Source organism: Brachybacterium sp. p3-SID957 (genome assembly GCF_025144775.1).
In the GTDB taxonomy this organism is placed as follows: domain Bacteria; phylum Actinomycetota; class Actinomycetes; order Actinomycetales; family Dermabacteraceae; genus Brachybacterium; species Brachybacterium epidermidis.
Map to the genome: position 1 here is coordinate 14,849 of NZ_JALXKT010000029.1, position 22,076 is coordinate 36,924.

The following is a 22,076-nucleotide window of genomic DNA, read 5'->3' on the forward strand; positions in this document are numbered from 1 at the left end:
CGGGGTCATGCCCACGCGCCGAGGTCCAGCTCCTCCTGGTGCGGGCCGTGGGCCGGGGAGTCCGTGATGGTCTGTCCGGTGCGCAGCAGCCGAGCCAGCTGGGCGAGCCCTCCGGCCATCGACTCGATCCTGCCGGCGGCCGAGACCACTGCCTGCAGGGAGAAGGGCGGCACGGTGCCGTCGGCCTCCACATAGCCCGCCAGGTACTCCCCGGCGGGTGAGTCGATGCCGAGGCGCGCGGCGAGCAGCCAGGCCACGATCTCCGCCTCGAACTCGCGGCTGCGCAGGTCCAATGGCCTGCCGGGCCGCACCGTGGACTCCGTGCGGTGATCGAGATGCCTGGCGAACACGTGCCCGAGTTCGTGGAACGCCGTCACCAGGCGGGCCGTGGGGTCCAGCTGGGAGCTGACCACCACGGCGTGCCGCAGGGGGACGGAGCGGCGGGCGCCCTCGCGCGTGAGCGGCGGATCGATCGGCTCGACGGTCCCGGCGAGCTGCGAGCCGACGGCCTCCTCTCGGTAGAGGACACCGGCCTTGGGCAGCAGGGAGGTGAACGCGGTCAGGCCCTCCTCGGTGATCGGACCGTCGATGCGGAAGGGGGCGAGGGCGCCCTCCGGGACGGGCTGTCCGTCGGTGTCGGCGATGTCGTACACCAGGTCCACCGGCCCGAAGGGCCGCAGGATGATGAGGGGCCTGGCCCCGGGCAGCACGCGGCGGTGGAACTCGCGGGCCCACACGCTGCGGGAGGCCACGTAGTGGGCGCCGGGACGCTGCAGCTGCACGAGAGCGGCGTTGTAGGGACCGAGCATCGGCAGTCGGGTGAGGAAGGCGCGCAGTTCGCGCAGGTCGTCGGCCTCGCTGCCGCGCTGCGACTGCTCCAGCAGCTCGTCCAGCCCCAGCAGCTCCTGGGGGCTCAGAGCGGTGCCCTCCCCGGGGTCGAGACCATCGTCGATGCCCATGATCTGAGGTTACGCCAGGTGGGCTGGCCGTCCCGGCAGGCGGGCAGGAGGTTCGCCTGCGGCGGCGAGGGGGCGGCCGCCCGTGAGATGCGCGACCCGGATGCGCACCATGTCACACCGGCGGGCACCGCAGCGCGAGGACCGGTCAAGAGCACTGGTCACGGCGGGCTCGGTCCCACCAACGCGGATAGGGATTTCTTCCCAGCAGCGGCACGTCCAGGTCAAATCTCCGTCAGGCACCCCGGAAGGCCTTGATCACCGGGGGCGGGGGATCACTACGGTGGCCGACGTCCACACACCCGAGCAACGCGAGAGGACGGCTTCACATGTCCACACACGCGAAGACCACCAAGACCACCCTGCTGCGGCGCGGCATGGCCCGCACCGCCACCACCCTGGCGGGCGGCGCACTCGTCGCGACCGGCATGCTCGCCACCGGCACCGCCGCGAACGCGGCCTCCGGCTGGGACGACGTCGCAGCCTGCGAGTCCGGCGGCGACTGGAGCATCAACACCGGCAACGGCTACTACGGCGGGCTGCAGTTCTCCCCGTCCTCCTGGGAGGCCGCCGGCGGCACCCAGTACGCGCCTCGCGCGGATCTTGCCTCCAAGTCCCAGCAGATCGCCACGGCCGAGGTGCTGCTGTCGATGCAGGGCCCGGGTGCGTGGCCCACCTGCGGCGTGCACCTCAGCGGCGGCTCCGACACCAGCGGTGCCCCGGCTCCAGAGCAGGACTCCGGCGACCAGGACTCCCGCGAGGACTCCGACCAGCAGGAGAGCCGTGGGGACTCCGGCGCCTCGAGCAGCCGCAGCGAGCGCAGGGACTCCGGTTCCTCCCAGAAGAGCGAGCCTGCCCGCGAGCGGCAGGGCGACTGGAACTGCGATGGTGACGGCATCCCGGACAACTGCACCGAGAACGGCTTCACCAAGGAGACCGAGCAGGCACCCCAGAAGTCCGAGAAGAAGCAGCAGGCGCCTCAGCAGGCTCCCACGACGCCGGAGCGGACGGCACCGGCCGGTGCTCCTGATCTGAAGGTCGCCGGCACCCTCGAGGTGGACGGCAAGATGGGCCCCAAGACCATCACCGCCCTGCAGGACTGGCTGGGCGTGGAGCAGACCGGTGAGATGAACGAGGAGACCACCCTGGCGCTCCAGGCCTGGGCCAAGACCGACCAGGACGGCGTGATCGGCCCGAAGACCGTGGCCGGCCTCCAGCACGAGATCGGCGCCGCCCAGAACGGCTCCGAGGACATCGACGAGGACACCGTCGAGGTGCTCCAGACGTTCCTGAACCTGTACTGATCCGCTGATCGCCACCGGTCCGCTGGTCCTGCGATCCCCGCAGGACCGGTGACCGCACGATCACCGGCAGCAGCCGCGGCCCCCGCATCCCGCCCACCCTGGCGAAGATGCGGGGGCCTTCGGCATGAGGCAGGGATGACACCCCCGTCCGTTGTCCCCCGCTCCCGTGCCGCTGGGCAGCTGTTCTCGCGTGCCGAGAACCGGACTTCCCCCGGCCGGTGGGCAGCAGGCAGGATGGTGGCACCGACCCGCCCCTGCCGATGAGAGAGGACCAGGCGATGATCCTGATCAACGTGAAGTTCCCGGTGAAGCCCGAGTACGCGGAGAAGTGGCCGGAGATCTCCCGAGAGTTCACCGAGAAGACCCTCGCCGAGCCGGGCAACAAGTGGTTCGAGTGGTCCCGCAGCGTGAAAGACCCCAACACCTACGTGCTGATCGAGGCGTTCACCGACGAGGGTGCCGCCCCGCACGTCCAGTCCGATCACTTCAAGGCCATGCAGGAGGAGTTCCCGCAGTACCTCTCGGCCACCCCGCAGATCGTCTCCCACCAGGTGGAGGGCGACGGCTGGGGCCCGATGGGCGAGCTGAAGGTCGATTGACCACCGATCCCAGGGCCACATCCGACGAAGGAGACACCATGACCGACAAGAACGTGCGACTCGGGATCATCGGGTTCGGTGCCCAGGGCGGCGTGTACGCCGGATTCATCGCCGAGGGGAGGGTCGAGGGCATGTCCCTTGGCGCGATCTGCGACATCGATCCCGCCAAGAAGCAGCTGGCCGAGGAGCAGCACCCGGGGGTGGCCTTCTACGACGACTACATCGCGATGCTGGACTCCGGGGATGTGGATGCCGTGGTGACCACGGTCCCGCACTACCTGCACCCCGAGATGACCATCGCGGCCATCGGCAAGGGCATCCACACCCTGACGGAGAAGCCGGCCGGCGTGTACACGAAGCAGGTCGAGCAGATGAACGAGTTCGCCGCGGCGCACCCGGAGACCACCTTCGCGATCATGTTCAATCAGCGCACCAACCCGGTGTACACGGACCTGAAGGCCCTCATCGATTCCGGTGAGCTGGGCCGGCTGCGCCACACCTCCTGGATCATCACCACGTGGTGGCGCCCCCAGGCCTACTACGACCAGTCGGAGTGGCGCGCCACCTGGGGCGGCGAGGGCGGTGGCGTGCTGGTGAACCAGGCCCCCCACCAGCTGGACCTGTGGCAGTGGCTGGCCGGCACCCCGCAGAAGGTGTTCGCGAAGCTGGCCTTCGGCTTCCAGCGGGACATCGCCACCGAGGACGAGGTCAACGCCCTGGTGGACTTCGGCGACGGGGCGACCGGTCATTTCCTGACCTCCACCAGCGACATCGCCGGCACCGACCGGCTGGAGATGCTGTTCGACGCGGGCAAGATCGTGGTGGACGCCTCGACGAAGGTGACCATCACCCGCTTGACGCAGGACGAGCGCAGCATCAGCGACAGCATGTCCGTGGCCGATGTGGGCCGCCTGTTCAAGGGCGAGATGAACACCGCAGACCTGTTCAGCACCGAGGTGAAGGAGTACGAGTCGGTGTGGGGCGCCCAGCACGTGGACGTGCTCACCAACTTCGCCGCGCACATCAACGACGGCACTGCCCTGATCGCCGATGGTGCCGAGGGCATCAACGGCGTGCGCCTGGCCTCCGGCATGCAGCTGTCGGCATGGACCGGCCGCGAGATCGACCTGGTGGACTTCCCTGCCGAGGAGTACCTGACCGAGCTGAACCAGCGCATCGAGACGGAGGGGAAGTACCCCACCCGTTCCTGACCCCACGGTCGGCGCCCCGGCTCACCACCTGGGGCCGAGGCGCCGAGCCCGCAACCACCCACGCAACGCCCGCGGCTCGCGCAACCCCCGCTGCTGAGGTGCGCAAGGGCACTGAGGCCGGTCGTCCGTCTGACCGCGCTGCGGCGCACGACACCGCCGTCAGCGTGACACCCTGCAGGTCCGACGTGACACCCTGCTGGTCCGACGTGACACCCTGCTGGTATGGACCAGTTGCTGCCGCACCCCGGGACCGGCGTTCCTCACCCCTCCCCGGTACCACCGAGCAGTGGGTGGCCGGGTGACCCAGCGCCCTCCGACACCATCCGCGCGACGACGCCCGCGCAGGTGGCTCGCCTTGCAGCGCGGGCCCGCGCTCTCGACGAGCTGGACGCGCTGGTGTCCGTGTGCCGGGCCTGCCCGCGTCTGGTCCAGTGGCGGGAACAGGTCGCAGGTCAGAAGCGCGCCGCCTATGCGGATCAGCCCTACTGGGGTCGGCCCGCGCCGGGCTGGGGCGATCCGCAGGCGCACGCCCTGATCGTGGGACTGGCCCCGGCGGCACACGGTGCCAACCGCACCGGCCGGATCTTCACAGGGGACCGCAGCGGCGACTGGCTGTACGCGGCGCTGCACCGCGCCGGTCTCGCGAACCAGCCCACCTCGAGCCACGCGGCCGACGGGCTCGAGCTGACCGGGGTGCGGATCACCGCGCCGGTGCACTGCGCTCCCCCGCAGAACCTCCCCACCACCACCGAGAAGGCCACGTGCGCACCATGGCTGGACCGTGAGATCCAGCTGCTCTCCCCTCACCTGGAATCGATCCTGGCGCTCGGCGGGATCGCCTGGACCGAGACCCTGCGCACTGCCCGCCGCCTGGGCTGGACGGTGCCCCGGCCCGCCCCGAGGTTCGGCCACGGCGCCCAGGCCTCGCTGGGCATGCCGGACGGCCGGACGGTGCGTCTGATCGGCTGCTACCACGTGAGCCAGCAGAACACGTTCACCGGTCGTCTCACCGAGACGATGCTGGACGAGGTGATGGGGATGCTGCGTCGCGCGTGAGGAGGGCCTGCGCCGGCGAGGCGGCACCGTCAGTGCGGGGAGGCGTCGGCCTCCACCAGTCGCCAGGCGTGGAAGGTGACGGTGAGACCGGGCCTGCTGGGCGCACACACCAGCGGCCCCGCCTCCACCTCGCACTCGGGAGCCAGCGGGATCACCCGCACCAGCTGCAGATCCGCCGCACCGTCCTCGCCCACGATCCCGGCACCAGCAGGGCGTGCTCGGAGTCGTGCACGAAGCCGTAGGAGGTGATTCGCCAAGCATCGGAGCCCTCCACGGCGGTGATCAGCAGGTCCTCCCCGTCCTCGGTGACGGCGGCGAGCTCGGTGGTCCAGTGGCCTCGGGACCAGGCGATGGCGCTCATCTGCACAGGTTAGCGTGGAGCTCCCGGGCCGACATCGCACCCGGACCGGGCCACAGGGCCCATCAGAGGAAGAGGTCACCATGCAGATCACCATCGTCGGAGGAGCCAAGGGCACCGGCGCCCAGCTGGCCACGCTCGCCATCGAGGCCGGTCACGTGGTCACCGTCGTCACCCGCAGCGGCACCGTCCCCGAGGGCGCTGACCGCGTGCTCGGAAGCGCTTCCGACCCGGCCGTCGCACGCCTGGCAGTCACCGGGGCCGACGCCGTGGTGGTGACCGTCGGCGGCGCCAAGGGCGTCGCACACAATCGAGCGGCGGTCACCCGCACCGTCATCGAGCAGATGAAGCAGGTGGGCGTGAGGCGCCTGCTGGTGCAGTCCTCGCTCGGTGCCGGTGGGTCGGCCCAGCAGATGCCGCTGGCGCTGCGCCTGCCGATGAAGCTGGTGCTGGCCAAGCCCCTGGCCGATCACGAGGAGCAGGAGGCGGCGGTGATGGCCTCCGGCCTGGACTGGACGATCGTGCGGCCCTCCGGGCTCACCGACAAGCCGGCCGCCGGCTCCTGGCAGACGCTGGAGACCTCCGAGCCCGGCACGCTGCGCCGTACGATCCCGCGCGCCGATCTGGCCGCCTGCATGCTGGAGGTGCTGGAGGACGACGCGACGATCGGCTCCGCCTTGGGTGTCAGCAGCTGAGTGCCGACAGATCGGCATGGTGCCGAAAGACCGGCATGTCGCCGACAGACCGGGATGAGCGGCGGGGCTCATCCGCTGGGGATCCTGCTCAGCACTACGATGCAGCCATGCCCTCTGCTCCGACGCGTCCGGCCAGGCTGGTCCTGACCCGGCGCGGTCGTCTCGCGCGCAGCATCCTGGTGCTGATCGCGGTGATCGCTCTGGTTCTCGGCATCCGCGCAATGGGCGACGGAAGTGATCCCGCCGGCTCGTCCACCACCGGCGGTGCCCCGACGACGAGCACCGCGCCTTCCGACGGCGGCGGTCCCTCCGACGCCGGCGGCGCGGAGGAAACACCCACACCGGAGACGGATCCGGAGCTGACCGAGGACGAGGAGGCCGCGGAACCTGGGCCCGGCCTGCGCACCACCCGCAGCGGCATCGTCCGTTCGGACACCGAGGGCGACGGCACGTGGACCGTGGCCCAGCCGGTACCGCCGGCAGGGGAACCGGCCGGGACCGTGCACCGCTACGCTCTGCGCGTCGAGGGAGGCATCGGCATCGCCCCGGAGGAGGCAGCCCAGGAGGTGGCCGCGATCCTCGCCGACGAACGCGGCTGGGCGTCCGTGCACGATGTGAGCTTCGAGCAGGTGGCCGATCCCGACCAGGCGGAGTTCACGATCTCCTTGGCGTCACCGCCCACGGTGGACGAGCTGTGCCTGCCGGCGCAGACCCACGGCATCTGGAGCTGCCGGATCGGCACGGAGGTGGCGCTGAACTCCGACCGCTGGGTGCACATGACCCCCACCTATGACGATGCCGCCGAGTACCGGGCGTACATGGTCAACCATGAAGTGGGGCACTTCCTGGGCCACGGCCACGAGTCCTGCGGCGGTGAGGGCCTGGCCGCGCCGGTGATGATGCAGCAGAGCAAGGGCCTGCAGGGCTGTCGGCCGAACGCGTGGCCCACCAGCGACGGATCCTGACAGCCCGGTCGCCCCTCCGATTGCTCCGGTATGACCGGAAGGGGCTACGGTGAGCCCATGCTCAGACGCCTCATCGCCCGCACGTTCTGGGCATTCAGCCGCTGGACGCTGGTCACCGAGCCCGCCCCGCAGCGACCCACGATCCTGATCGGCGCCCCACACACCTCGAACTGGGACTTCGTGTACATGCTGGGGATCGCCTGGCAGCTCGGCATCGATGCGCGCTGGCTGGGCAAGCACACCCTGTTCAAGGGGTGGGCGGCACCGTTCTTCCGGGCCGTGGGCGGGATCCCGGTGGACCGCTCGAACCCCCGTGGGATCATCGACGAGGTGGTGCGGCGCATCCGCGCGGGCGAGGTGTTCGGCCTGGTCATCACCCCGGATGGGACCCGCTCGAACAAGACGGGCCACTGGAAGTCGGGGTTCTACCGGATCGCGATGGAGACCGGGATGCCGGTGACCCTGGGGTACGTCGACCTGCCCACGAAGACCACCGGCCTGGGCCCCACCCTCGAGCTAACCGGGGACGTCGCTGCGGACATGGACCGGATCCGCGCGTTCTACGCCGACAAGACCGGGGTGCGCCCGGAGCTGCGGGTCGAGCCGCGCCTGCGGGACGAGACCGGCAGCTACGGCACTGCGTCACCGGCCTGAGCCCGCGCTGGCCGTGGCCGGAGCGCCTCAGCGCGACAAGGTGGTGGGGTCCGGCTCGTCCGGCACTCGTTCCAGCAGGTCCCCGGGCTGGCAGTCAAGGACCTCGCACATCTTCTCGAGAGTGGAGAAGCGCACCGCTTTCGCGCGGCCGTTCTTGAGCACGGCCACGTTCGCCGGAGTGATGCCGACCCGCTGGGCGAACTCCCCCACCGACATCTTGCGCTTGGCGAGCTCCACATCGATGCGGACCACGATCGACATCAGATCACCATCTCCATGTCGGTACGCAGAGAGGTGGCCTGCACGAGCAGCGCACGCATCGTCCACATGAGCAGGCCCATGCCCACACCGCCCAGGACACCGCACCATAGGGCGACCGTCCACAAGAACGGGCCAGCGACGGTCATGGCCTGGTAGGCGATGGTGGCCAGGCACACCAGCGCGGCAGCCAGGAACGCCCCGATGATCGCGTCCACCCAGGCGAACGCCCGCCTCGTGAAAACGCGGTCCTCGCGCGTGAGGCGCAGCAGACGCAGCGTGCTGATAACGGCGACCTCCACGCACAGCAGGCCGAGCAGCGCCAGACCCAGGATGGGCCACCGCATGAAGGCTTCGTCCGGCAGCTCTCGTGCCACCACTCCGGACAGCCAGGGCAGGAGCACCACCTGCGTGAAAACGATCATCGCGAGTGCCGCGTTCAGCAGCACCCTTAGCGCATCGATGACAACACGATTCGTCATGTATCGAGTTTCACTGTCAACCTATCGAAAGTCAATAGCTTCGAGGGTGGCGGTGAGCAAGCACCAGCAGGACGGTGCCAACCAGCTGCTGCAGCCACCGGGGGAGCCGATAACCCGGGCAGGAACCGCACTCCCTGGTCGAAGTCCCCGATCAGGTAGCGGGTGTGGAGCCCTGCGCGAGCTTGCGCCAGTCCCCCAAGCCCTGCTTCGCGATCTCTTCGCTGTACAGCATGTCCAGGACCCTCCTCCCCAATGTCGCGGCGGAGCAGATGGGCCCTTGGTCCCACCAGGGCCCGGCGGCATCGAGACGCTGTTCGGGGCTGCTCGTCCCAGGGGCGGCGGTTCCGCGCTCAGTACCTCAGCAGCGCCGCCAGCGGGACGCCCTCCGGCAGCTCGGCGACTGCGACCTGGGCACCGGTGGCGAGCGCCTGGGCTACGGCCTTGTCGTCGGTCTCGTCGGGCCGGTCCCCTGCCGGGGTGCCGGGTGGAACGAGGAGTGTGCCGATGCGGCCCTCCTGGGCGGCACGGTGCAGTTCGCCCTTGTCGCTGACTGCCGTGCCCGCGCCGTGCCCGGCACCGAACCGCTCTGCCAGCTCCTCGCGGCGCTTCACGATCCTGGTGCGCACGATCGGCCAGGCCCTCTCCAGCAGCTCATCGGGACGCAGGTGCTCCGGGTTCCCGGTGACGGCCTCGTCGAGCAGGGTGGGCAGCTGACCGGTCCCCTGCAGGGCGGGGAGGTGCTCGGCGACGGCGGCGAGAACCAGTGGGCGAGGGTCGTCGGCCCCGAGCCTGCTGCGTGTGCTCTCGGCGACCTCGTGGAGGAACTTCTGCACCACCAGGTCGGAGTCGTCCGCGCCGCCGTGGCCGTGGAAGGTGGCGACACCGCGGGACGACGGCTGCGGACGATGCTGCAGCTCCGGTTCGCGCTCCGCGTCACGCTCCATGTCCTCGATAGATGCGGGGATCGGTCCGAGGTCCATCTCGGCGAGGGAGTCGCGGCTGCCGCGGTACAGCCGCACGGAGTTCTGCCCCAGCGCCAGCAGATGGAACCCCTCGTCGCCGGTGGCGACGCGAGCGAGCGGCAGCAGGCGGGGTGCGGCGCCGACGTGCGCGAGCGCATCGAGAGGGCGGGGCACGCGGAAGACGTGCGTGTCCTCGGCATCGGCATAGACGGCGAGGCCGTCCGCCTGGCTGCGCCAGAAGGCGCTGTCCTCGACCAGCTCGTTCACTCGCCCCAGGAACGTCTCGGGCTCCTGGCCCTTGTCGGTCAGCAGCGTTGCCGCCTCCTCGGCGAGGGCGCGCAGCTGCAGGGCGTCATGGCGCAGATCGGGGTTGTCGCGGTGGGTGGGCATCAGCAGCGTCACGCACGGATCGTGCAGGGCGGTGAGCTGCGTCAGGGTCTGGATGGTCACCTCATCGACGAGGTCGGAGTGTCCGTCGGATCGTGCCTCGGTCATGGAGCGCTCCTTTCGTGCCGCCCCGTCGGAGCGGCGTCCGGGTGGACCATCGACCCTACGCGTCGGGCCTGAGCGAACCCTCCGGGCGCTCCGGAGGCTCAGCGGGCCGCCGTCCGAGCCTCAGCGGGGTGCCGTCCAAGTCCTCGGCGAGGCGTCGCCCGGGCCGAAGCGTCACAGCCCCAGCACCGCGCGGGCGATGAGGAAGTAGATGATCAGGCCGGTCGCATCGACGATGGTGGTGATGAAGGGGTTGGCGAACACGGCCGGATCCACCTTCAGCAGTCTCCCGATCAGGGGCATCACCCCGCCCAGGGTCGCGGCCAGGGTACAGATGCTCAGCAGGGTCAGGCCGATGACCGCTCCGATCTGCATCCCGTAGAACGCGGAGGCCACGAGGAATCCGAGCACGCCCAGCAGCACGCCGAGGGTGATGCCGACGCGGACCTCCCGCAGCGCGACCCTGAGGACGTCCCGGGGTCGGACGTCGCCGAGTGCGAGGGCACGGGTGACGGTGGTGGCGGCCTGGTTGCCAGTGTTGCCGCCGGTGCCGATCAGCAGCGGTACGAACACGGACAGCACCACCATCTGCGCAAGGGTGTCCTCGAAGACCTCCAGCACCTGGACGGTGAGCGTGGCTCCGATGGCCAGCACCAGCAGCCACACCACCCGGGAGCGGACGATGGAGCGCACCGGGGTGGCGAGGTACGGGCGGCGCAGGGGCTCGGATCCGGAGATGCGCGCCTGGTCCTCGGAGTCCGCCTCCTCCAGGATGGCAAGGGCGTCGTCAACGGTGAGGATGCCCACCAGGCGGGACTCGGCATCGACCACGGGCAGGGCCAGCAGACGCATGTCAGCGCACAGGCGCGCCGCGCCCTCCGCGCTCTCGGTCGCCGTCACCGAGAGCGGCTCGGACATCAGCTCGCTGATCGGCGCCTGATCGTCGGCGCACATCAGGTCCCGCAGATCCGCGATGCCCACCAGGCACCTCCCCTGGTCCACCACGGGCAGGGTGTACACGGTCTCGGCATCCACGAGGCGCGTGCGGATCCGCGCCATCGCCTGCGAGGCGGTGGAATCAGCCTGCAGGGACACCACCTCCGGACTCATCCGCCTGCCGATGGAGCGCTCCGGATAGCCCAGCACGACGGCCGTGAGCTCGCGTTCACCGCGCGGCAGTCCCCGCATCAGCCGGCTGGCGACGGAGGCGGGCAGCTCGTCCAGCAGGACGGCCCGGTCGTCGGGCTCCATCTGGCCGAACACGGCGGCGACATCCTCGTCCTGGAGCGCCCCGACCAAATCCCCCTGCACGGCCGCATCCAGCCGCTCGAACACGGTAACGGCACGCTGCTTGGGCAGCAGACGGTAGGCCAGGGCCGTGCGCCGGGGATCCAGGCGCTCCAGCAGCTGCACCACCTGGGAGGTGCTCAACGGCTCGAGCGCCTCGGCGACGACGGCCACATCGGTCCCGGCCAGGTCCCGCTCGATGGCGTCACTGACCCTCTCGAACGGGATGGTCCGCTGAGTGTCCATGGATATCCCTCCATCAGATCAGTGGGGCACGAAAACGCCGATGCATGGCCGGGCTGGCCACCGGCGCACAGCTCCCACCGAGCAGCAGCCCGATGCCCATCGCCATGTCAAGCGCCGCCAGCAGCAGGGTCAACCCCCGGTACGAGGCGTGACGACGCTATCCCACAGATCTGCGAACCATGGCCACATCGCGGCGCCCCCGAATGCCGCGTAGCCCTTGGGGGCGGCTCTGCCTGCGACCAGGTGCATGATGCCGCCGGAGCAGAACACGGAGCCGAACAGCGTCCGTCCCACGGTGCGGAAGCGGTGCATCCCTCCCCCCTGACGGGCGGCCGTGTCGTGTTCGGAGCGCAGGCAGGGGCCACGTTGTCCCCACAGGGCTTTGGTCAACGGCAGGAACTGCCCGCCTGGGCCCGGGCCGCCGTGGGGCACACTGGAGCGGTGGAGGATCTGTGCGTGCCCGCGGGCCCCGGTGCGCCCCGCGGGCTGCGCATCCCGGCCGGGGAGCTCGTCGAGCAGTTCTCCCACGCCTCCGGCCCCGGCGGCCAGCGGGTGAACACCGCGGATTCCCGGGTGCAGCTGAGCCTGGACCTTGCCAGCACGACCGCGCTGACCGAACCGCAGCGGGAGCGGGTGCTGAGCCGGTTGGCGACCAGGCTGAACGGCACGGTGCTGACGATCAGCGCTGCGGAGCACCGCTCCCAGCACCGCAATCGTCGTGCCGCTCGGGAGCGCTTGGCGGGGCTCCTGCGTGAGGCGCTGGTCCCGCCGGTCACGCGCCGCGCCACCCGGCCGACGCGAGGATCGCAGCGGAGAAGGCTGGAGGGGAAGCGTCAGCGAGCGCTCACCAAGCAGCAGCGGCGCAGGCCGGGGCGCGATTCGATCTGAGCACTCCTTCAGAGGCGAAGACCGGGCGCTGGAGCAGTTGAGCAGGAAGCACGTCGACGTCATCGCGCCCGAACAGCGCGCGGGTCTCCTCGAGCAGACCGGACGCACGCATCAGGAGATTCCCCTCGGCGGGATCCATCTCGACGAGGATGCCGATGTCCGATCAGGCAGACGCGGTGCCCCGCGCAACGGACCCGAACAGCTTCGGGTTGGTCGCGCCGTACCGGTACAGAGCACCTGGAACTCGTCACAACGCGCAGCGAGGAGCTCGCGCCAGGCGAGCTTCTCGGGTGCCATGACGGTCTCAGACATGCTTCCGGGGTACTGGGCCTGGCAGCACGTCGACATGGCGCTCTACGTGTAGTTGGTCATGACGTTCCGGCACGGCGCACCATCAGCGCCCACTGGCGTGCGTCCCGTTGATTCGCTCGCGGGCCAGCCAGCGACTGAGCACGTCGATCCACATATCGAAAGCGTCGAGGTGCGCGTCATGGCTACCGCCATCGAGATCAATCCTGTCTGTCTGGGACCTGCGCCGGATCAATGCTTCCCGATCGTCGTTGCCGAACATCCCATGCTTCGCGAACACCGCGAGTGTCGGGACCGTCAGAGCCTCCCACTCGTCCCAGCGAGGCTCGTGCACCGCCTCGATCACGCGCTGCATGACGGCGGCGTCGAAGCGCGGCACGAGGCCATGATCCGTCAGTTCGAAGTCTGCCACCCAGGCGTCGACGATCGCGTCCCCGCCGAGGAACTCTCTCGCCGCGGCCTCGTCCTCGAACGGCACTGGCCACGACGCGAAATACCTGCCGAGCTGTGCGGCCTCGCCCGGATCATCGCTGCCCTTCACATGCCCTTCCAGCATCACGAGCCCTTTGACCAGGTCTGGTCGCTCCACCGCAACGAGGAACGCGGTATGGGCTCCCATCGACTGCCCGACGAGCACCGCGCGCTGCCCAGGGACGAGCTCCTCGAGCACTGCGACGACGTCTCCGACGAAGGCATCGCGCGACAAGTCATTGGGAAGCCGTGTGCTCGCACCGTGCCCCCGCTGGTCCACGAGTAGCACCCGATATCCCGGTAACGCTTGCGCCGTTGGCAGCAGCTCGCGCGAGCTCCCCGCGAGACCGTGCAGCAGTACGACGACGGGGCCATCGCCACCGAGGTCAGTGACCGCGATCGAGACACCGTCGGGGCGTAGCACCGTGCGGTTGGTCATGCCACCTCCAGTAGCTTGATCTCGGCTGATGTGCCGCACGTGGCCTTCCCAGCGATCAACTGAGAATCCGCTTGACGAGCGGCAGCGCATATTGCCAGTCGTCGCCGTCGGGATCGACGAGATCGGCGTCCTCGAACCAGGTCACGTCTGCCTCCGGATGAGGGCCAATCAAGCCCACATTCCCATCGCCGCACCGATAATATGCGGCAGCGAGATCGCCTGTTTCATAGTTCGCATACTCCTCCGCACCATCTCTTGGCAGCCGCGCACCCTCTTGAAAATAGGTCCAACGCACGGTCTCACCCCACGTGACTGCCACCACTTGATCGCTGCTATCTTCCACAGGGAAGCCGGGAACGTTTACTTCCCCCTCAACGGAATAATCAAGCAAACCGAAGCCGTCGCTCCCGGCGAGATATGCGCCCATGCAGATTCCGAGGTAGCTTCCACCGGTACCAATATAGTCACGTAGCCCGCGAATGAAATCCGAAGGAAAACTCTGGGCCGCGCCACCGATGTCGTCCCCACCGCCTGGCTGAGCGTAGAGGGCGGCTCCAGATAGGGCACTCGCTTCGAGAGGGACCTGTTCGCGTGGGCCGATAAACGCAACGTCCAGGCCAAGCGGTGGTCGAGACAGCCGCTCTGCAAGAATCTCCGAGCATCCTGCGCATCCTGCGGGGCCGCGGTACACAAGGGCGATTCGCCCGTCCGAACCTCCGTGCTCGTTCGTGCTGGTTGGTGCGCACCCGTTCACCAGCCCGGCGACCGGGACCGTCAGCAACCCCCCGAGGACAGACCGGCGCGTCCATCCAGCAGGTGATTCGAACGTACTCATAGCTCGATCCTAGTGAACCTGCTCCTCAGTTCACCGAAGCGACCGCGGACGAGCAGACGGGGCCGCCTCCTTCGCGTTGTCGATGACTGGTGGAGGTTTGACGCCCGAGTACTTCATTTCGGCGCGGAGGATTCGCGCCCACTGGTCACTGATGACGGCATCGAGGCCTGCTTCGTGAGCTTGTACCCGCGCGGCGCCCCTGTCACTCTCGCGGGCGCCCATCCCACATGGCCGACGACGCGACCCTCGATTCGCGCCATGATGCGAACATCATGTGATGCATAGCCGTAGGGCTGTTGCGGATCCAATTCTCCGAACCCCTTGAGATATTCACTTTCGAAGAACTGTCGAAGCCCACGCAGATCGGCCTCAATGAGCTCTTGGTGGACGAGGGCCTCGATCGAATGACGCCTCACGCGTCCGCATTCCACGGGTCCACGAGTTCGACCCCGGTGTGCTGGAAATCCTTCACATTGCGCGTAGCGCAGGTTGCCCCGAGCGCCAGGCAGATCGCGGCGATCTGGGCGTCGGCCGTACTGACAGGCGCACCTGCTGCCTCGCGCGACGCGAGCACCTCCGTGTATCGCTCCGCCGCGTCAGCATCGAATGCGAGCACCGACCGGCTCCCCCGATACGGCGCTACTGCTTGCCCGATCCTCTGAGCCAGCTCGTCTTTGCGCCGACCTTCGAAACGACACTGGCCCGACCCTTGATGACGAGGCGACCGGGGCGATCTCGGATCAACGATCGAGCGTGCTGATCACACGTTGAACCGGAATTCCACCGAGTTCCGGCACCGCCGACCATCACAAGGAACTGGACGATCCCGTCTCAGAAACGCGACGCAGCACGTCCTGCCCGACGATCGCAATGCCGCGTGGCCAAGCTGCCCAGACGGCGTTGGCCAGGCTCGACTTCCCACTGTCGGAGTTGCCGCGGATCCTGATCAGTCGAGAATCCTCGGAACCGACGAGCGTCGAGGCCGCGGAACTCATGCCGATAGAAGAGGCCTGATCGCTGCGATCTGCTCCCCTGCACGATCCTCCGCGCGGTCGAGCTCATAGTGGCTCTGCAGGTTGATCCAGAACTCCGCCGAGGTCCCGAAGTACTTCGCCAGCCGCAGCGCGGTGTCGGCCGTGATGCCCCGCTTTCCGTGCACGATCTCGTTGATCCGCCGCGGCGGAACCCCGATCGAAACGGCGAGCTTGTTCTGCGTGACGCCGAAGCCCTTAATGAACTCCTCCATGAGGACCTCACCCGGGTGGATCGGCTCGATCTTGTCAGTGGTAGTCAACGATCTGCACCTCCTCCGGTCCGGCGTCGGTCCACATGAAGCAGATCCGCCACTGGTCGTTGATCCTGATGCTGTGCTGTCCGGCCCGATCACCCTTGAGGGCCTCGAGCCGGTTTCCGGGCGGGACACGGAGGTCTTCGAGAGACTTCGCGGACCCCACCTGACGCAGCTTGCGCAGTGCAACCCGCTGGATCCTAGGATCGACCGATCGCACGCGTTCACGACGCCACAGCCGTTCGGTTTCCTTGTCGCCGAACGATCTGATCACGGAGCCAGTCTATAACGGAAACCGTCATTAACGCTAGACGTTAAACTTGAACTCCACCACGTCTCCGTCCGCCATGACGTAGTCCTTGCCCTCCATGCGCACCCAGCCCTTGGCCTTGGCCTCGTTCTTGGAACCGGCCTCCATCAGCTGGTCGAAGGAGATGATCTCGGCCTTGATGAAGCCGCGCTCGAAATCGGTGTGGATCACTCCGGCGGCCTGGGGGGCGGTGGCGCCCTTGGGGATGGTCCAGGCGCGGGCCTCCTTGGGCCCGGCGGTGAGATAGGTCTGCAGGCCCAGGGTGTCGAAGCCGACGCGGGCCAGCTGGTCCAGTCCGGATTCCTCCTGGCCGGTGGACTCCAGCATCTCGGCGGCCTCCTCGGCGTCCAGCTCGATCAGCTCGGCCTCGAACTTGGCATCCAGGAAGATCGCCTCGGCGGGAGCCACCAGCTCGCGCAGCTGCTGCTGCATGGCCGTGTCGGCGAGGCCCTCCTCGTCGGTGTTGAACACGTAGATGAAGGGCTTGGCGGTCATCAGCTGCAGCTCGCGCAGTTCGGCGACGTCGATGCCGGCGGCCTGGGCGCCCTGGTAGAGGGTCCGGCCGCTCTCCAGCAGCTCCTTGGCCTTGGTGACGTTCTCCAGCACGCTGGGCTCGAGCAGGCCGCGCTTGGTCTCCTTCTCCAGGCGCTGCATCGAGTTCTCGATGGTCTGCAGGTCCGCCAGGATCAGCTCGGTGGCGATGGTCTCCATGTCGCCGGCGGCGTCGGTGCTGCCGGCCACGCGGGTCACGTCGGGGTCGGAGAACGCCCGGGTGACCTGGCAGATCGCGTCGGCCTCACGAATGTTCGCAAGGAACTTGTTGCCCAGGCCCTCGCCCTCGCTGGCGCCCTTGACGATGCCGGCGATGTCCACGAAGGACACGGTGGCCGGCACCAGCTTCTCGCTGCCGAACACGGTGGCCAGCTGGGCCAGGCGCGGGTCAGGCAGGGGCACCATCCCCACGTTGGGGTCGATGGTCGCGAACGGGTAGTTCGCCGCGAGCACCTCGGCGCGGGTCAGGGCGTTGAACAGGGTGGACTTGCCGACGTTGGGCAGTCCAACGATTCCGATAGTGAGAGCCACGGGAGATGATTCTACGGGGGGCCTCGCCTCCCCCACCCGGGATCGGGCGGTGATCGTGCGCGGCATCTCCTCCGGGCTTCTCCAGTTGTCCCGCAGTGCACCTCAGCCCCGGCCGACAGCCTCGAGCTCACGAGCTCTCAGCCGCGCCTCGGCTGGTTCGTCGCACCCCCGTGGTGTGCTGGTCCCATGAGCGGAACACAGATGCTCCTGCTGGGCCTGGCCCTGGGCGCGGCGCTGGGCGCAGCGATCACCTGGCTGCTGCTGCGTGAGCGCACCCTCCGCCAGGAGGAGCAGCTGCGCGCCGGGGCCGAGGCCTCCGGGCAGCTGCTGCGCCTGGCCGATGAGCGCTTCGAACGTGATGCGGCCCGCCGCGACGCCGCGGAGGAGGAGCGCGAGGCCGAGCTGCAGCGCACCCTGGCCCCGATCACCGCCACCCTGTCCCACCTGGAGCGGTCCCTGGCCCGCTCCGAGGCCGCCCGGATCGATGCCGAGGGCGCGCTGCGTGCCCACCTGGGCCAACTGGCCGAGCGCGCGCAGTCCTTGGAGAGCGGCACCACGGCGCTGACCGCAGCCCTGCGGGCACCGACGGCACGGGGCCGATGGGGCGAGGTGCAGCTGCGACGCATCGTCGAGGCGGCCGGGATGCTCGAGCACGTGGACTTCACCGAGCAGCTCGCCGGCACCCGGGCCGATGGCGACAAGGGGCAGCGACCGGACCTGGTGGTGCACCTGTCCGCAGGGCGCACCCTGGTGGTCGATGCGAAGGCCCCCATGGACGCCTATCTCGACGCCGTCGAGGAGGAGGACCCGGCCCGTGCCGCAGCTCGCCGCACCGCCCACGCCAAGGCCCTGCGCCACCACGTGGGCGTGATCGCCTCCAAGGCCTACTGGAAGGCCCTCGGCGACACCCCAGAGTTCACGGTGCTGTTCGTGCCCAGCGACGGCGTGCTCGCTGCCGCCCTGGAGACGGACCCAGCCCTGCTGGACGACGCCTTCGGCAAGGACGTGGTGATCGCCTCCCCCGCCACGCTCATGGCACTGCTGCGCACCGTCGCCCACACGTGGCGCACCGAGGCCCTGAACCGGGACGCCCGCGAGGTGCTGGAGGCAGGTCGTGAGCTGCACCATCGTCTCGGCACCTTCACCACCCACCTGGGGAAGGTGGGCCGCTCCTTGGACTCCTCCGTCGCCGCGTTCAACGACGCGGTGGGGTCCCTGCAGTCACGGGTGATGGTCACCGCCCGCCGGTTCGAGGACCTGGGGCTTCCAGGCACGCGACTGGAGGATGTCGAGCAGCTCGAGCGCCGTCCCCGCACCCTTGACGATGCCGAGATCGCCGATCTCGCCGGCGGCAGCCGACGGCGAACGGGCGCTCAGGGCCGGGAGGCGGTGTGATCCGGGGGCAGCGACGGGGATGCTCCGCCTCCGGGCCCGGCGCCGTCTTGGTGGCGCTGTAGGCGACGTCAGCCGCCGGCACCGGTCGCCATCCCGCCACCGAGGAGATCAGCACGATCGTGCCGGCGCCCCTTTCGCGCATGCCGGGAAGCCACCGCAGATGCGCTGTGCGACCGTCGGGGCCGCCACCGCCGATAGCGGCCAACGTAGGTGCACGGTGCGGGCAGGCGCACTGAGGCCGAACCGTTACATCCACAAAGCGGTTATCGGCCCCGACCGGGCAGTAGGGCATGATGTGATCGACCGAACATCCGCGGGGGTCGACGACGCCGTCGGCACCGGCGGGCCTGGGGATGCTTCCGTACCCATCGACCGAACGACGAACCACTCACCGAGGAGAACACCGATGAGGATCGCACGACGGACCTTCACTGCACTGGGGCCTGTGGCCGCCCTGGGACTGCTCGCCGCCTGCGGCAACGACGAAAGGCGGCGGGGGCGACACCGGCAACGGGGGCGGCGGGGGCGGCGAGGAGGACTTCGTCACCGACCTCACCTTCGGCACCGGCGGCACCGGCGGTGTGTACTACCCGCTGGGCGGCGAGTACGCCTCCATCTACGAGAACAACATCGACGGCATCACCGTGAACTACACCGACTCCGGCGCCTCGGTGGAGAACATCGGCAAGATCTTCCAGGGCGAGTGGCAGCTGGGCATCTCCCAGTCCGACACCGCCAACGCCGCCGTCGCCGGCGAGGGCGAGTTCGAGGGCGCCCAGGTGGACAACCTGGGCTGGATCGCAGCCCTGTACCCAGAGGCGGCGCACATCGTCACCCTTGCCAGCACCGGCATCGAGACCGTCGAGGACCTCAAGGGCAAGCGCATCGCGGTCGGTGACGTGGGCTCCGGTACTCGCAACGTCTCCGATGCGATCCTCACCGCCGCAGGCATCAACGAGGGCGACTACGAGGCCCGCGAGGAGGACTTCGCCAGCTCCCTGAATCTGCTGCGGGACGGCAACATCGAGGCGTCGATCTTCGTGGTGGGCACCCCCACCGGCTCCCTGGGGGACCTGGCCGCCACCAACGACGTCAAGCTCGTCTCCATGGACGAGTCCACCGCCCAGAGCGTGGCCGACGAGAGCCTGTACGAGGTCTACACCATTGAACCGGAGGCCTACGACTTCCTCACCGAGCCGGTCACCACACTGTCCGTGGCCGCCGCACTGGTGGGCTCCACCACCCAGATCAGCCCTGATCTCGCCTACGAGATCACCAAGGCCACCTTCGAGCACGCCGAGACGATCACCCTGCCTCAGGGCGACCTGATCAGTCACGACTACGCACTGTTCGGCCAGGGCGAGGTCCCCCTCCACCCGGGCGCGGAGAAGTACTACGAGGAGCAGGGGCTGCTCTGAGATGACCCCGGCAGGAAAGAGGACGGGATCGCGTCCCGCCGACGGCGACTCGTCGGCGGGGGCGATCCCCGAGGACACGAGCATGCCGGGCGCGCCCACCGCGCAGGATCCCGTCACTCCTCCTGAGGGAGGCGGCACGCAGAACCTCGTCACGCAGCTGCACGACGGTGAGTCGCTGCACGACGGCGAGGAGCACGCGCAGGAGGTGCTGCGCGAGCACGACACCGCCAGCCGCTTCCGCACCGACCTGGGCTGGTGGGCATGGGTGGTGGGCGGCCTGTCCGTCGCCTTGACGCTGTTCCACCTGTACACCGGCGTGTTCGGCTCGCGCACCTCACTGATCCAGGGCGCGATCCACCTGGGCGCGGCCACCTCGATCATCTTCCTGCTGTACCCGGCGGGGAAGCACCTCACCCGCCCGAAGGGCGGTATCCCCTGGTACGACGCCGTACTGGCACTGCTGGGACTGGCGGTGAACCTGTTCATCGTCGTGGAGTACTCCCACCTGACCAGCAACCTGGTCCAGATCATGGGGTACCGCAGCATCGACTACGCGGTGGCGGTGCTGGGCATCCTGCTGACCCTGGAGGCCACCCGACGCTGCGTGGGCCTGCCGATCGTGATCATCGCGCTGTGCGCGATCGCCTATGGGATCTTCGGGGCAGGCCAGTCCTGGCAGGACTTCGCGGTCAAGACGTACTTCACCGCGCGTTCAGGGGTGTTCGGCACCCCGATCCAGGTGTCCTCCACGTTCATCTTCCTGTTCCTGCTGTTCGCGGTGGTGCTGATCCACACCAACATCGGCGCGTTCTTCAACGACCTCGCGTTCCGCCTCACCGGGCGCTTCACCGGTGGTCCGGCCAAGGCGGCTGTCGCGGCGAGCGGTCTGCAGGGCATGATCTCCGGCTCCTCGGTGGCCAACACGGTCGCTTCGGGCTCCTTCACCATCCCGATCATGAAGAAGGCCGGGTTCCGCCCCCACTTCGCCGGCGCAGCAGAGGCGACAGCCTCCACCGGCGGGCAGATCATGCCCCCGATCATGGGCGCTGCTGCGTTCATCATGGCCGAGTACACGGGCATCCCGTACAGCGAGATCATCATCATCGCGATCATTCCGGCGGTCCTGTACTTCCTGGGGGCCTTCCTCTCCGTGCACTTCGAGGCGAAGCGGCACGGGATCAAGGGGCTGTTGCGCTCCGAGCTGCCCAGCTGGAAGAGCCTGCTGACGCGGATCGACCTGCTGCTGCCACTGATCGTGATCGTGTGGATGATGCTCTCGGGCTTCTCCCCCGCGCGCTCAGCCCTGTGGGGCGTGGGTGTGGCCTTCGCGCTGAGCTTCCTGCGCAAGTCCACCCGTCTCTCCTTCAAGGGGATAGTGAAGACCCTCGAGGAGGGCGCCCGCACCGCCCTGCCGGTGATCGCGGCCTGCGCCACCGCCGGCATCGTGGCAGGCACCGTGACCGGCACCGGCCTGGGTGGCCGCCTGGGCAACAGCCTCATCGACGTTGCTCAGGACAACTTCCTGCTGGTGCTGCTGCTGACGATGATCGCCTGCCTGGTGCTGGGCATGGGCCTGCCCACCACCGCCAACTACGTGGTCACCGCCACGGTGGCGGCACCGATCCTGTACAACAACTTCGAGGTCCCGCTGATCTCGGCTCACATGTTCGTGTTCTTCTTCGGGATCCTCGCGGACATCACCCCACCGGTGTGCCTGGCCGCGTATGCCGGATCCGGCATCGCCGGCTCCAACCCGCTGCGCACGGGCGTGACGGCGCTCAGGCTCGCCATCGCCGGGTTCCTGATCCCCTTCGTGTTCGTGCTGGAACCTGCCCTGCTGCTCGAGGGCACGATCGGCGAGCTGGTGCCGGCCCTCGTGACCGTGATCCTGGGCATGACGGTGATCGCCGCGGCACTGGCCGGTCACCTGGTGGTCCGCACCCGGGCCTGGGAACAGGTGGTCCTGATCATCGCCGGCGTGCTCATGGTGTACCCGTCGATACCGGTCTCCGCGGTCGGCATGGTCATGGCGGCCGTCGTGGTGGTGCTCCAGGTGATCCGTCGCCGCATCTCCGATCGCGACGGTCAGGAGCAGGTCCCGCAGGACGCAGCGGC

24 protein-coding genes are annotated in these 22,076 nt (G+C 68.9%); 11 read left to right on the plus strand and 13 right to left on the minus strand.

Translation table 11 applies throughout. From position 1 onward, the window contains the following. Nucleotides 1–5 precede the first annotated feature (5 nt). Nucleotides 6–959 (minus strand): ImmA/IrrE family metallo-endopeptidase, encoded by a 954-nt coding sequence (locus tag M3B01_RS07945; RefSeq protein ID WP_259790918.1) that lies wholly within the window; start codon nt 957–959, stop codon nt 6–8. 326 nt (nt 960–1,285) lie between these two features. Here M3B01_RS07945 and M3B01_RS07950 point away from each other — a divergent pair, with 326 nt between their 5' ends. The 4 genes from M3B01_RS07950 (at nt 1,286) to M3B01_RS07965 (ending at nt 5,126) form a co-directional block, all read left to right on the plus strand. Next, complete coding sequence (locus M3B01_RS07950; protein WP_259790920.1) at nt 1,286–2,260, plus strand: transglycosylase family protein; 975 nt, start codon at nt 1,286–1,288, stop codon at nt 2,258–2,260. Between the two features lie 278 nt (nt 2,261–2,538). Further along, nucleotides 2,539–2,859, plus strand: a complete 321-nt coding sequence (locus tag M3B01_RS07955; protein ID WP_193864540.1) for a putative quinol monooxygenase — start codon at nt 2,539–2,541, stop codon at nt 2,857–2,859. A gap of 38 nt (nt 2,860–2,897) precedes the next feature. After that, a complete protein-coding gene (locus M3B01_RS07960; protein WP_259790923.1) occupies nt 2,898–4,070 on the plus strand; it encodes a Gfo/Idh/MocA family protein in 1,173 nt (390 codons plus the stop codon). Between the two features lie 222 nt (nt 4,071–4,292). After that, on the plus strand, nt 4,293–5,126 hold the full coding sequence (locus M3B01_RS07965; RefSeq protein WP_259790925.1) for a uracil-DNA glycosylase: 834 nt from the start codon (nt 4,293–4,295) through the stop codon (nt 5,124–5,126). A 29-nt stretch (nt 5,127–5,155) separates the two neighbouring features. Here M3B01_RS07965 and M3B01_RS14625 read toward each other — a convergent pair whose 3' ends face one another. After that, nucleotides 5,156–5,281 carry a hypothetical protein gene (locus tag M3B01_RS14625; RefSeq protein ID WP_311203209.1) on the minus strand — a complete coding sequence of 42 codons (126 nt, stop codon included), beginning with the start codon at nt 5,279–5,281 and terminating at the stop codon, nt 5,156–5,158. Next, nucleotides 5,278–5,487, minus strand: a complete 210-nt coding sequence (locus tag M3B01_RS14630) for a hypothetical protein (RefSeq protein WP_311203210.1) — start codon at nt 5,485–5,487, stop codon at nt 5,278–5,280. The genes M3B01_RS14625 and M3B01_RS14630 overlap by 4 nt, the downstream gene beginning before the upstream one ends. 80 nt (nt 5,488–5,567) lie before the next feature. Between M3B01_RS14630 and M3B01_RS07975 the strand changes: the two genes are divergently transcribed. The 3 genes from M3B01_RS07975 (at nt 5,568) to M3B01_RS07985 (ending at nt 7,798) form a co-directional block, all read left to right on the plus strand. Further along, entirely contained in the window at nt 5,568–6,179 is a 612-nt protein-coding gene (locus M3B01_RS07975) for an NAD(P)-dependent oxidoreductase (protein ID WP_259790928.1), read from the plus strand. A gap of 107 nt (nt 6,180–6,286) precedes the next feature. Further along, entirely contained in the window at nt 6,287–7,144 is an 858-nt protein-coding gene (locus tag M3B01_RS07980; protein ID WP_259790931.1) for a DUF3152 domain-containing protein, read from the plus strand. 57 nt (nt 7,145–7,201) lie between these two features. Continuing rightward, nucleotides 7,202–7,798 (plus strand): 1-acyl-sn-glycerol-3-phosphate acyltransferase, encoded by a 597-nt coding sequence (locus tag M3B01_RS07985; RefSeq protein ID WP_259790933.1) that lies wholly within the window; start codon nt 7,202–7,204, stop codon nt 7,796–7,798. Nucleotides 7,799–7,825: 27 nt separating this feature from the next. Here the strand turns inward: M3B01_RS07985 and M3B01_RS07990 are convergent, their stop codons facing one another. The 4 genes from M3B01_RS07990 to mgtE form a co-directional block, all read right to left on the minus strand. Continuing rightward, nucleotides 7,826–8,059 (minus strand): helix-turn-helix transcriptional regulator, encoded by a 234-nt coding sequence (locus M3B01_RS07990; RefSeq protein WP_259790936.1) that lies wholly within the window; start codon nt 8,057–8,059, stop codon nt 7,826–7,828. Continuing rightward, nucleotides 8,059–8,538: a DUF2975 domain-containing protein gene (locus tag M3B01_RS07995; RefSeq protein ID WP_259790939.1), complete on the minus strand. Its 480-nt coding sequence runs from the start codon at nt 8,536–8,538 to the stop codon at nt 8,059–8,061. The genes M3B01_RS07990 and M3B01_RS07995 overlap by 1 nt, the downstream gene beginning before the upstream one ends. A 350-nt stretch (nt 8,539–8,888) precedes the next feature. Further along, complete coding sequence (locus tag M3B01_RS08000; protein WP_259790941.1) at nt 8,889–9,995, minus strand: hypothetical protein; 1,107 nt, start codon at nt 9,993–9,995, stop codon at nt 8,889–8,891. A 171-nt stretch (nt 9,996–10,166) separates the two neighbouring features. Continuing rightward, a complete protein-coding gene (mgtE, locus tag M3B01_RS08005) occupies nt 10,167–11,525 on the minus strand; it encodes a magnesium transporter (RefSeq protein ID WP_259790945.1) in 1,359 nt (452 codons plus the stop codon). Between the two features lie 441 nt (nt 11,526–11,966). On the opposite strand from mgtE, the gene arfB reads away from it, so the two are divergent. Continuing rightward, nucleotides 11,967–12,413, plus strand: a complete 447-nt coding sequence (gene arfB / locus M3B01_RS08010; RefSeq protein ID WP_259790948.1) for an alternative ribosome rescue aminoacyl-tRNA hydrolase ArfB — start codon at nt 11,967–11,969, stop codon at nt 12,411–12,413. 394 nt (nt 12,414–12,807) lie between these two features. Here arfB and M3B01_RS08015 read toward each other — a convergent pair whose 3' ends face one another. The 6 genes from M3B01_RS08015 to ychF all read right to left on the minus strand — a co-directional run bounded on the left by M3B01_RS08015 (nt 12,808) and on the right by ychF (nt 17,148). After that, the gene (locus tag M3B01_RS08015; RefSeq protein WP_259790951.1) at nt 12,808–13,632 is read right to left on the minus strand and encodes an alpha/beta fold hydrolase; all 825 of its coding nucleotides are present in this window, start codon (nt 13,630–13,632) and stop codon (nt 12,808–12,810) included. 55 nt (nt 13,633–13,687) lie between these two features. Beyond that, complete coding sequence (locus M3B01_RS08020; RefSeq protein WP_259790953.1) at nt 13,688–14,467, minus strand: BPL-N domain-containing protein; 780 nt, start codon at nt 14,465–14,467, stop codon at nt 13,688–13,690. 412 nt (nt 14,468–14,879) lie between these two features. Further along, nucleotides 14,880–15,083, minus strand: a complete 204-nt coding sequence (locus M3B01_RS08025) for a PIN domain-containing protein (protein ID WP_259790955.1) — start codon at nt 15,081–15,083, stop codon at nt 14,880–14,882. A 375-nt stretch (nt 15,084–15,458) separates the two neighbouring features. After that, the gene (locus M3B01_RS08030) at nt 15,459–15,761 is read right to left on the minus strand and encodes a HigA family addiction module antitoxin (protein ID WP_259790959.1); all 303 of its coding nucleotides are present in this window, start codon (nt 15,759–15,761) and stop codon (nt 15,459–15,461) included. Continuing rightward, complete coding sequence (locus tag M3B01_RS08035) at nt 15,748–16,029, minus strand: type II toxin-antitoxin system RelE/ParE family toxin (RefSeq protein ID WP_259790964.1); 282 nt, start codon at nt 16,027–16,029, stop codon at nt 15,748–15,750. Before M3B01_RS08035 ends, M3B01_RS08030 begins: the two co-directional genes overlap by 14 nt. 33 nt (nt 16,030–16,062) lie before the next feature. Then, the gene (ychF, locus tag M3B01_RS08040; protein ID WP_259790967.1) at nt 16,063–17,148 is read right to left on the minus strand and encodes a redox-regulated ATPase YchF; all 1,086 of its coding nucleotides are present in this window, start codon (nt 17,146–17,148) and stop codon (nt 16,063–16,065) included. 186 nt (nt 17,149–17,334) lie between these two features. Here ychF and M3B01_RS08045 point away from each other — a divergent pair, with 186 nt between their 5' ends. The 3 genes from M3B01_RS08045 to M3B01_RS08055 all read left to right on the plus strand — a co-directional run. After that, complete coding sequence (locus M3B01_RS08045; RefSeq protein WP_259790969.1) at nt 17,335–18,543, plus strand: DNA recombination protein RmuC; 1,209 nt, start codon at nt 17,335–17,337, stop codon at nt 18,541–18,543. Between the two features lie 581 nt (nt 18,544–19,124). Continuing rightward, nucleotides 19,125–19,961 carry a TAXI family TRAP transporter solute-binding subunit gene (locus M3B01_RS08050; RefSeq protein WP_259790971.1) on the plus strand — a complete coding sequence of 279 codons (837 nt, stop codon included), beginning with the start codon at nt 19,125–19,127 and terminating at the stop codon, nt 19,959–19,961. Nucleotides 19,962–20,043: 82 nt separating this feature from the next. Continuing rightward, a partial coding sequence (locus M3B01_RS08055) for a TRAP transporter permease (RefSeq protein WP_259790972.1) occupies nt 20,044–22,076 on the plus strand: 2,033 nt, incomplete at its 3' end.

Excerpts from the sequence above, each read along its gene's own strand:
- M3B01_RS08045 (WP_259790969.1), top strand. The coding sequence starts at position 17,335 with ATGAGCGGAACACAGATGCTCCTGCTGGGCCTGGCCCTGGGCGCGGCG.
- M3B01_RS07990 (WP_259790936.1), bottom strand. The coding sequence starts at position 8,059 with ATGTCGATCGTGGTCCGCATCGATGTGGAGCTCGCCAAGCGCAAGATG.
- M3B01_RS07960 (WP_259790923.1), top strand. The coding sequence starts at position 2,898 with ATGACCGACAAGAACGTGCGACTCGGGATCATCGGGTTCGGTGCCCAG.
- M3B01_RS07975 (WP_259790928.1), top strand. The coding sequence starts at position 5,568 with ATGCAGATCACCATCGTCGGAGGAGCCAAGGGCACCGGCGCCCAGCTG.
- M3B01_RS08015 (WP_259790951.1), bottom strand. The coding sequence starts at position 13,632 with ATGACCAACCGCACGGTGCTACGCCCCGACGGTGTCTCGATCGCGGTC.
- mgtE (WP_259790945.1), bottom strand. The coding sequence starts at position 11,525 with ATGGACACTCAGCGGACCATCCCGTTCGAGAGGGTCAGTGACGCCATC.
- M3B01_RS14630 (WP_311203210.1), bottom strand. The coding sequence starts at position 5,487 with ATGAGCGCCATCGCCTGGTCCCGAGGCCACTGGACCACCGAGCTCGCC.
- M3B01_RS07965 (WP_259790925.1), top strand. The coding sequence starts at position 4,293 with ATGGACCAGTTGCTGCCGCACCCCGGGACCGGCGTTCCTCACCCCTCC.
- M3B01_RS07985 (WP_259790933.1), top strand. The coding sequence starts at position 7,202 with ATGCTCAGACGCCTCATCGCCCGCACGTTCTGGGCATTCAGCCGCTGG.
- M3B01_RS07980 (WP_259790931.1), top strand. The coding sequence starts at position 6,287 with ATGCCCTCTGCTCCGACGCGTCCGGCCAGGCTGGTCCTGACCCGGCGC.
- M3B01_RS07945 (WP_259790918.1), bottom strand. The coding sequence starts at position 959 with ATGGGCATCGACGATGGTCTCGACCCCGGGGAGGGCACCGCTCTGAGC.
- M3B01_RS08000 (WP_259790941.1), bottom strand. The coding sequence starts at position 9,995 with ATGACCGAGGCACGATCCGACGGACACTCCGACCTCGTCGATGAGGTG.
- M3B01_RS07950 (WP_259790920.1), top strand. The coding sequence starts at position 1,286 with ATGTCCACACACGCGAAGACCACCAAGACCACCCTGCTGCGGCGCGGC.
- M3B01_RS07955 (WP_193864540.1), top strand. The coding sequence starts at position 2,539 with ATGATCCTGATCAACGTGAAGTTCCCGGTGAAGCCCGAGTACGCGGAG.
- M3B01_RS07995 (WP_259790939.1), bottom strand. The coding sequence starts at position 8,538 with ATGACGAATCGTGTTGTCATCGATGCGCTAAGGGTGCTGCTGAACGCG.
- M3B01_RS08020 (WP_259790953.1), bottom strand. The coding sequence starts at position 14,467 with ATGAGTACGTTCGAATCACCTGCTGGATGGACGCGCCGGTCTGTCCTC.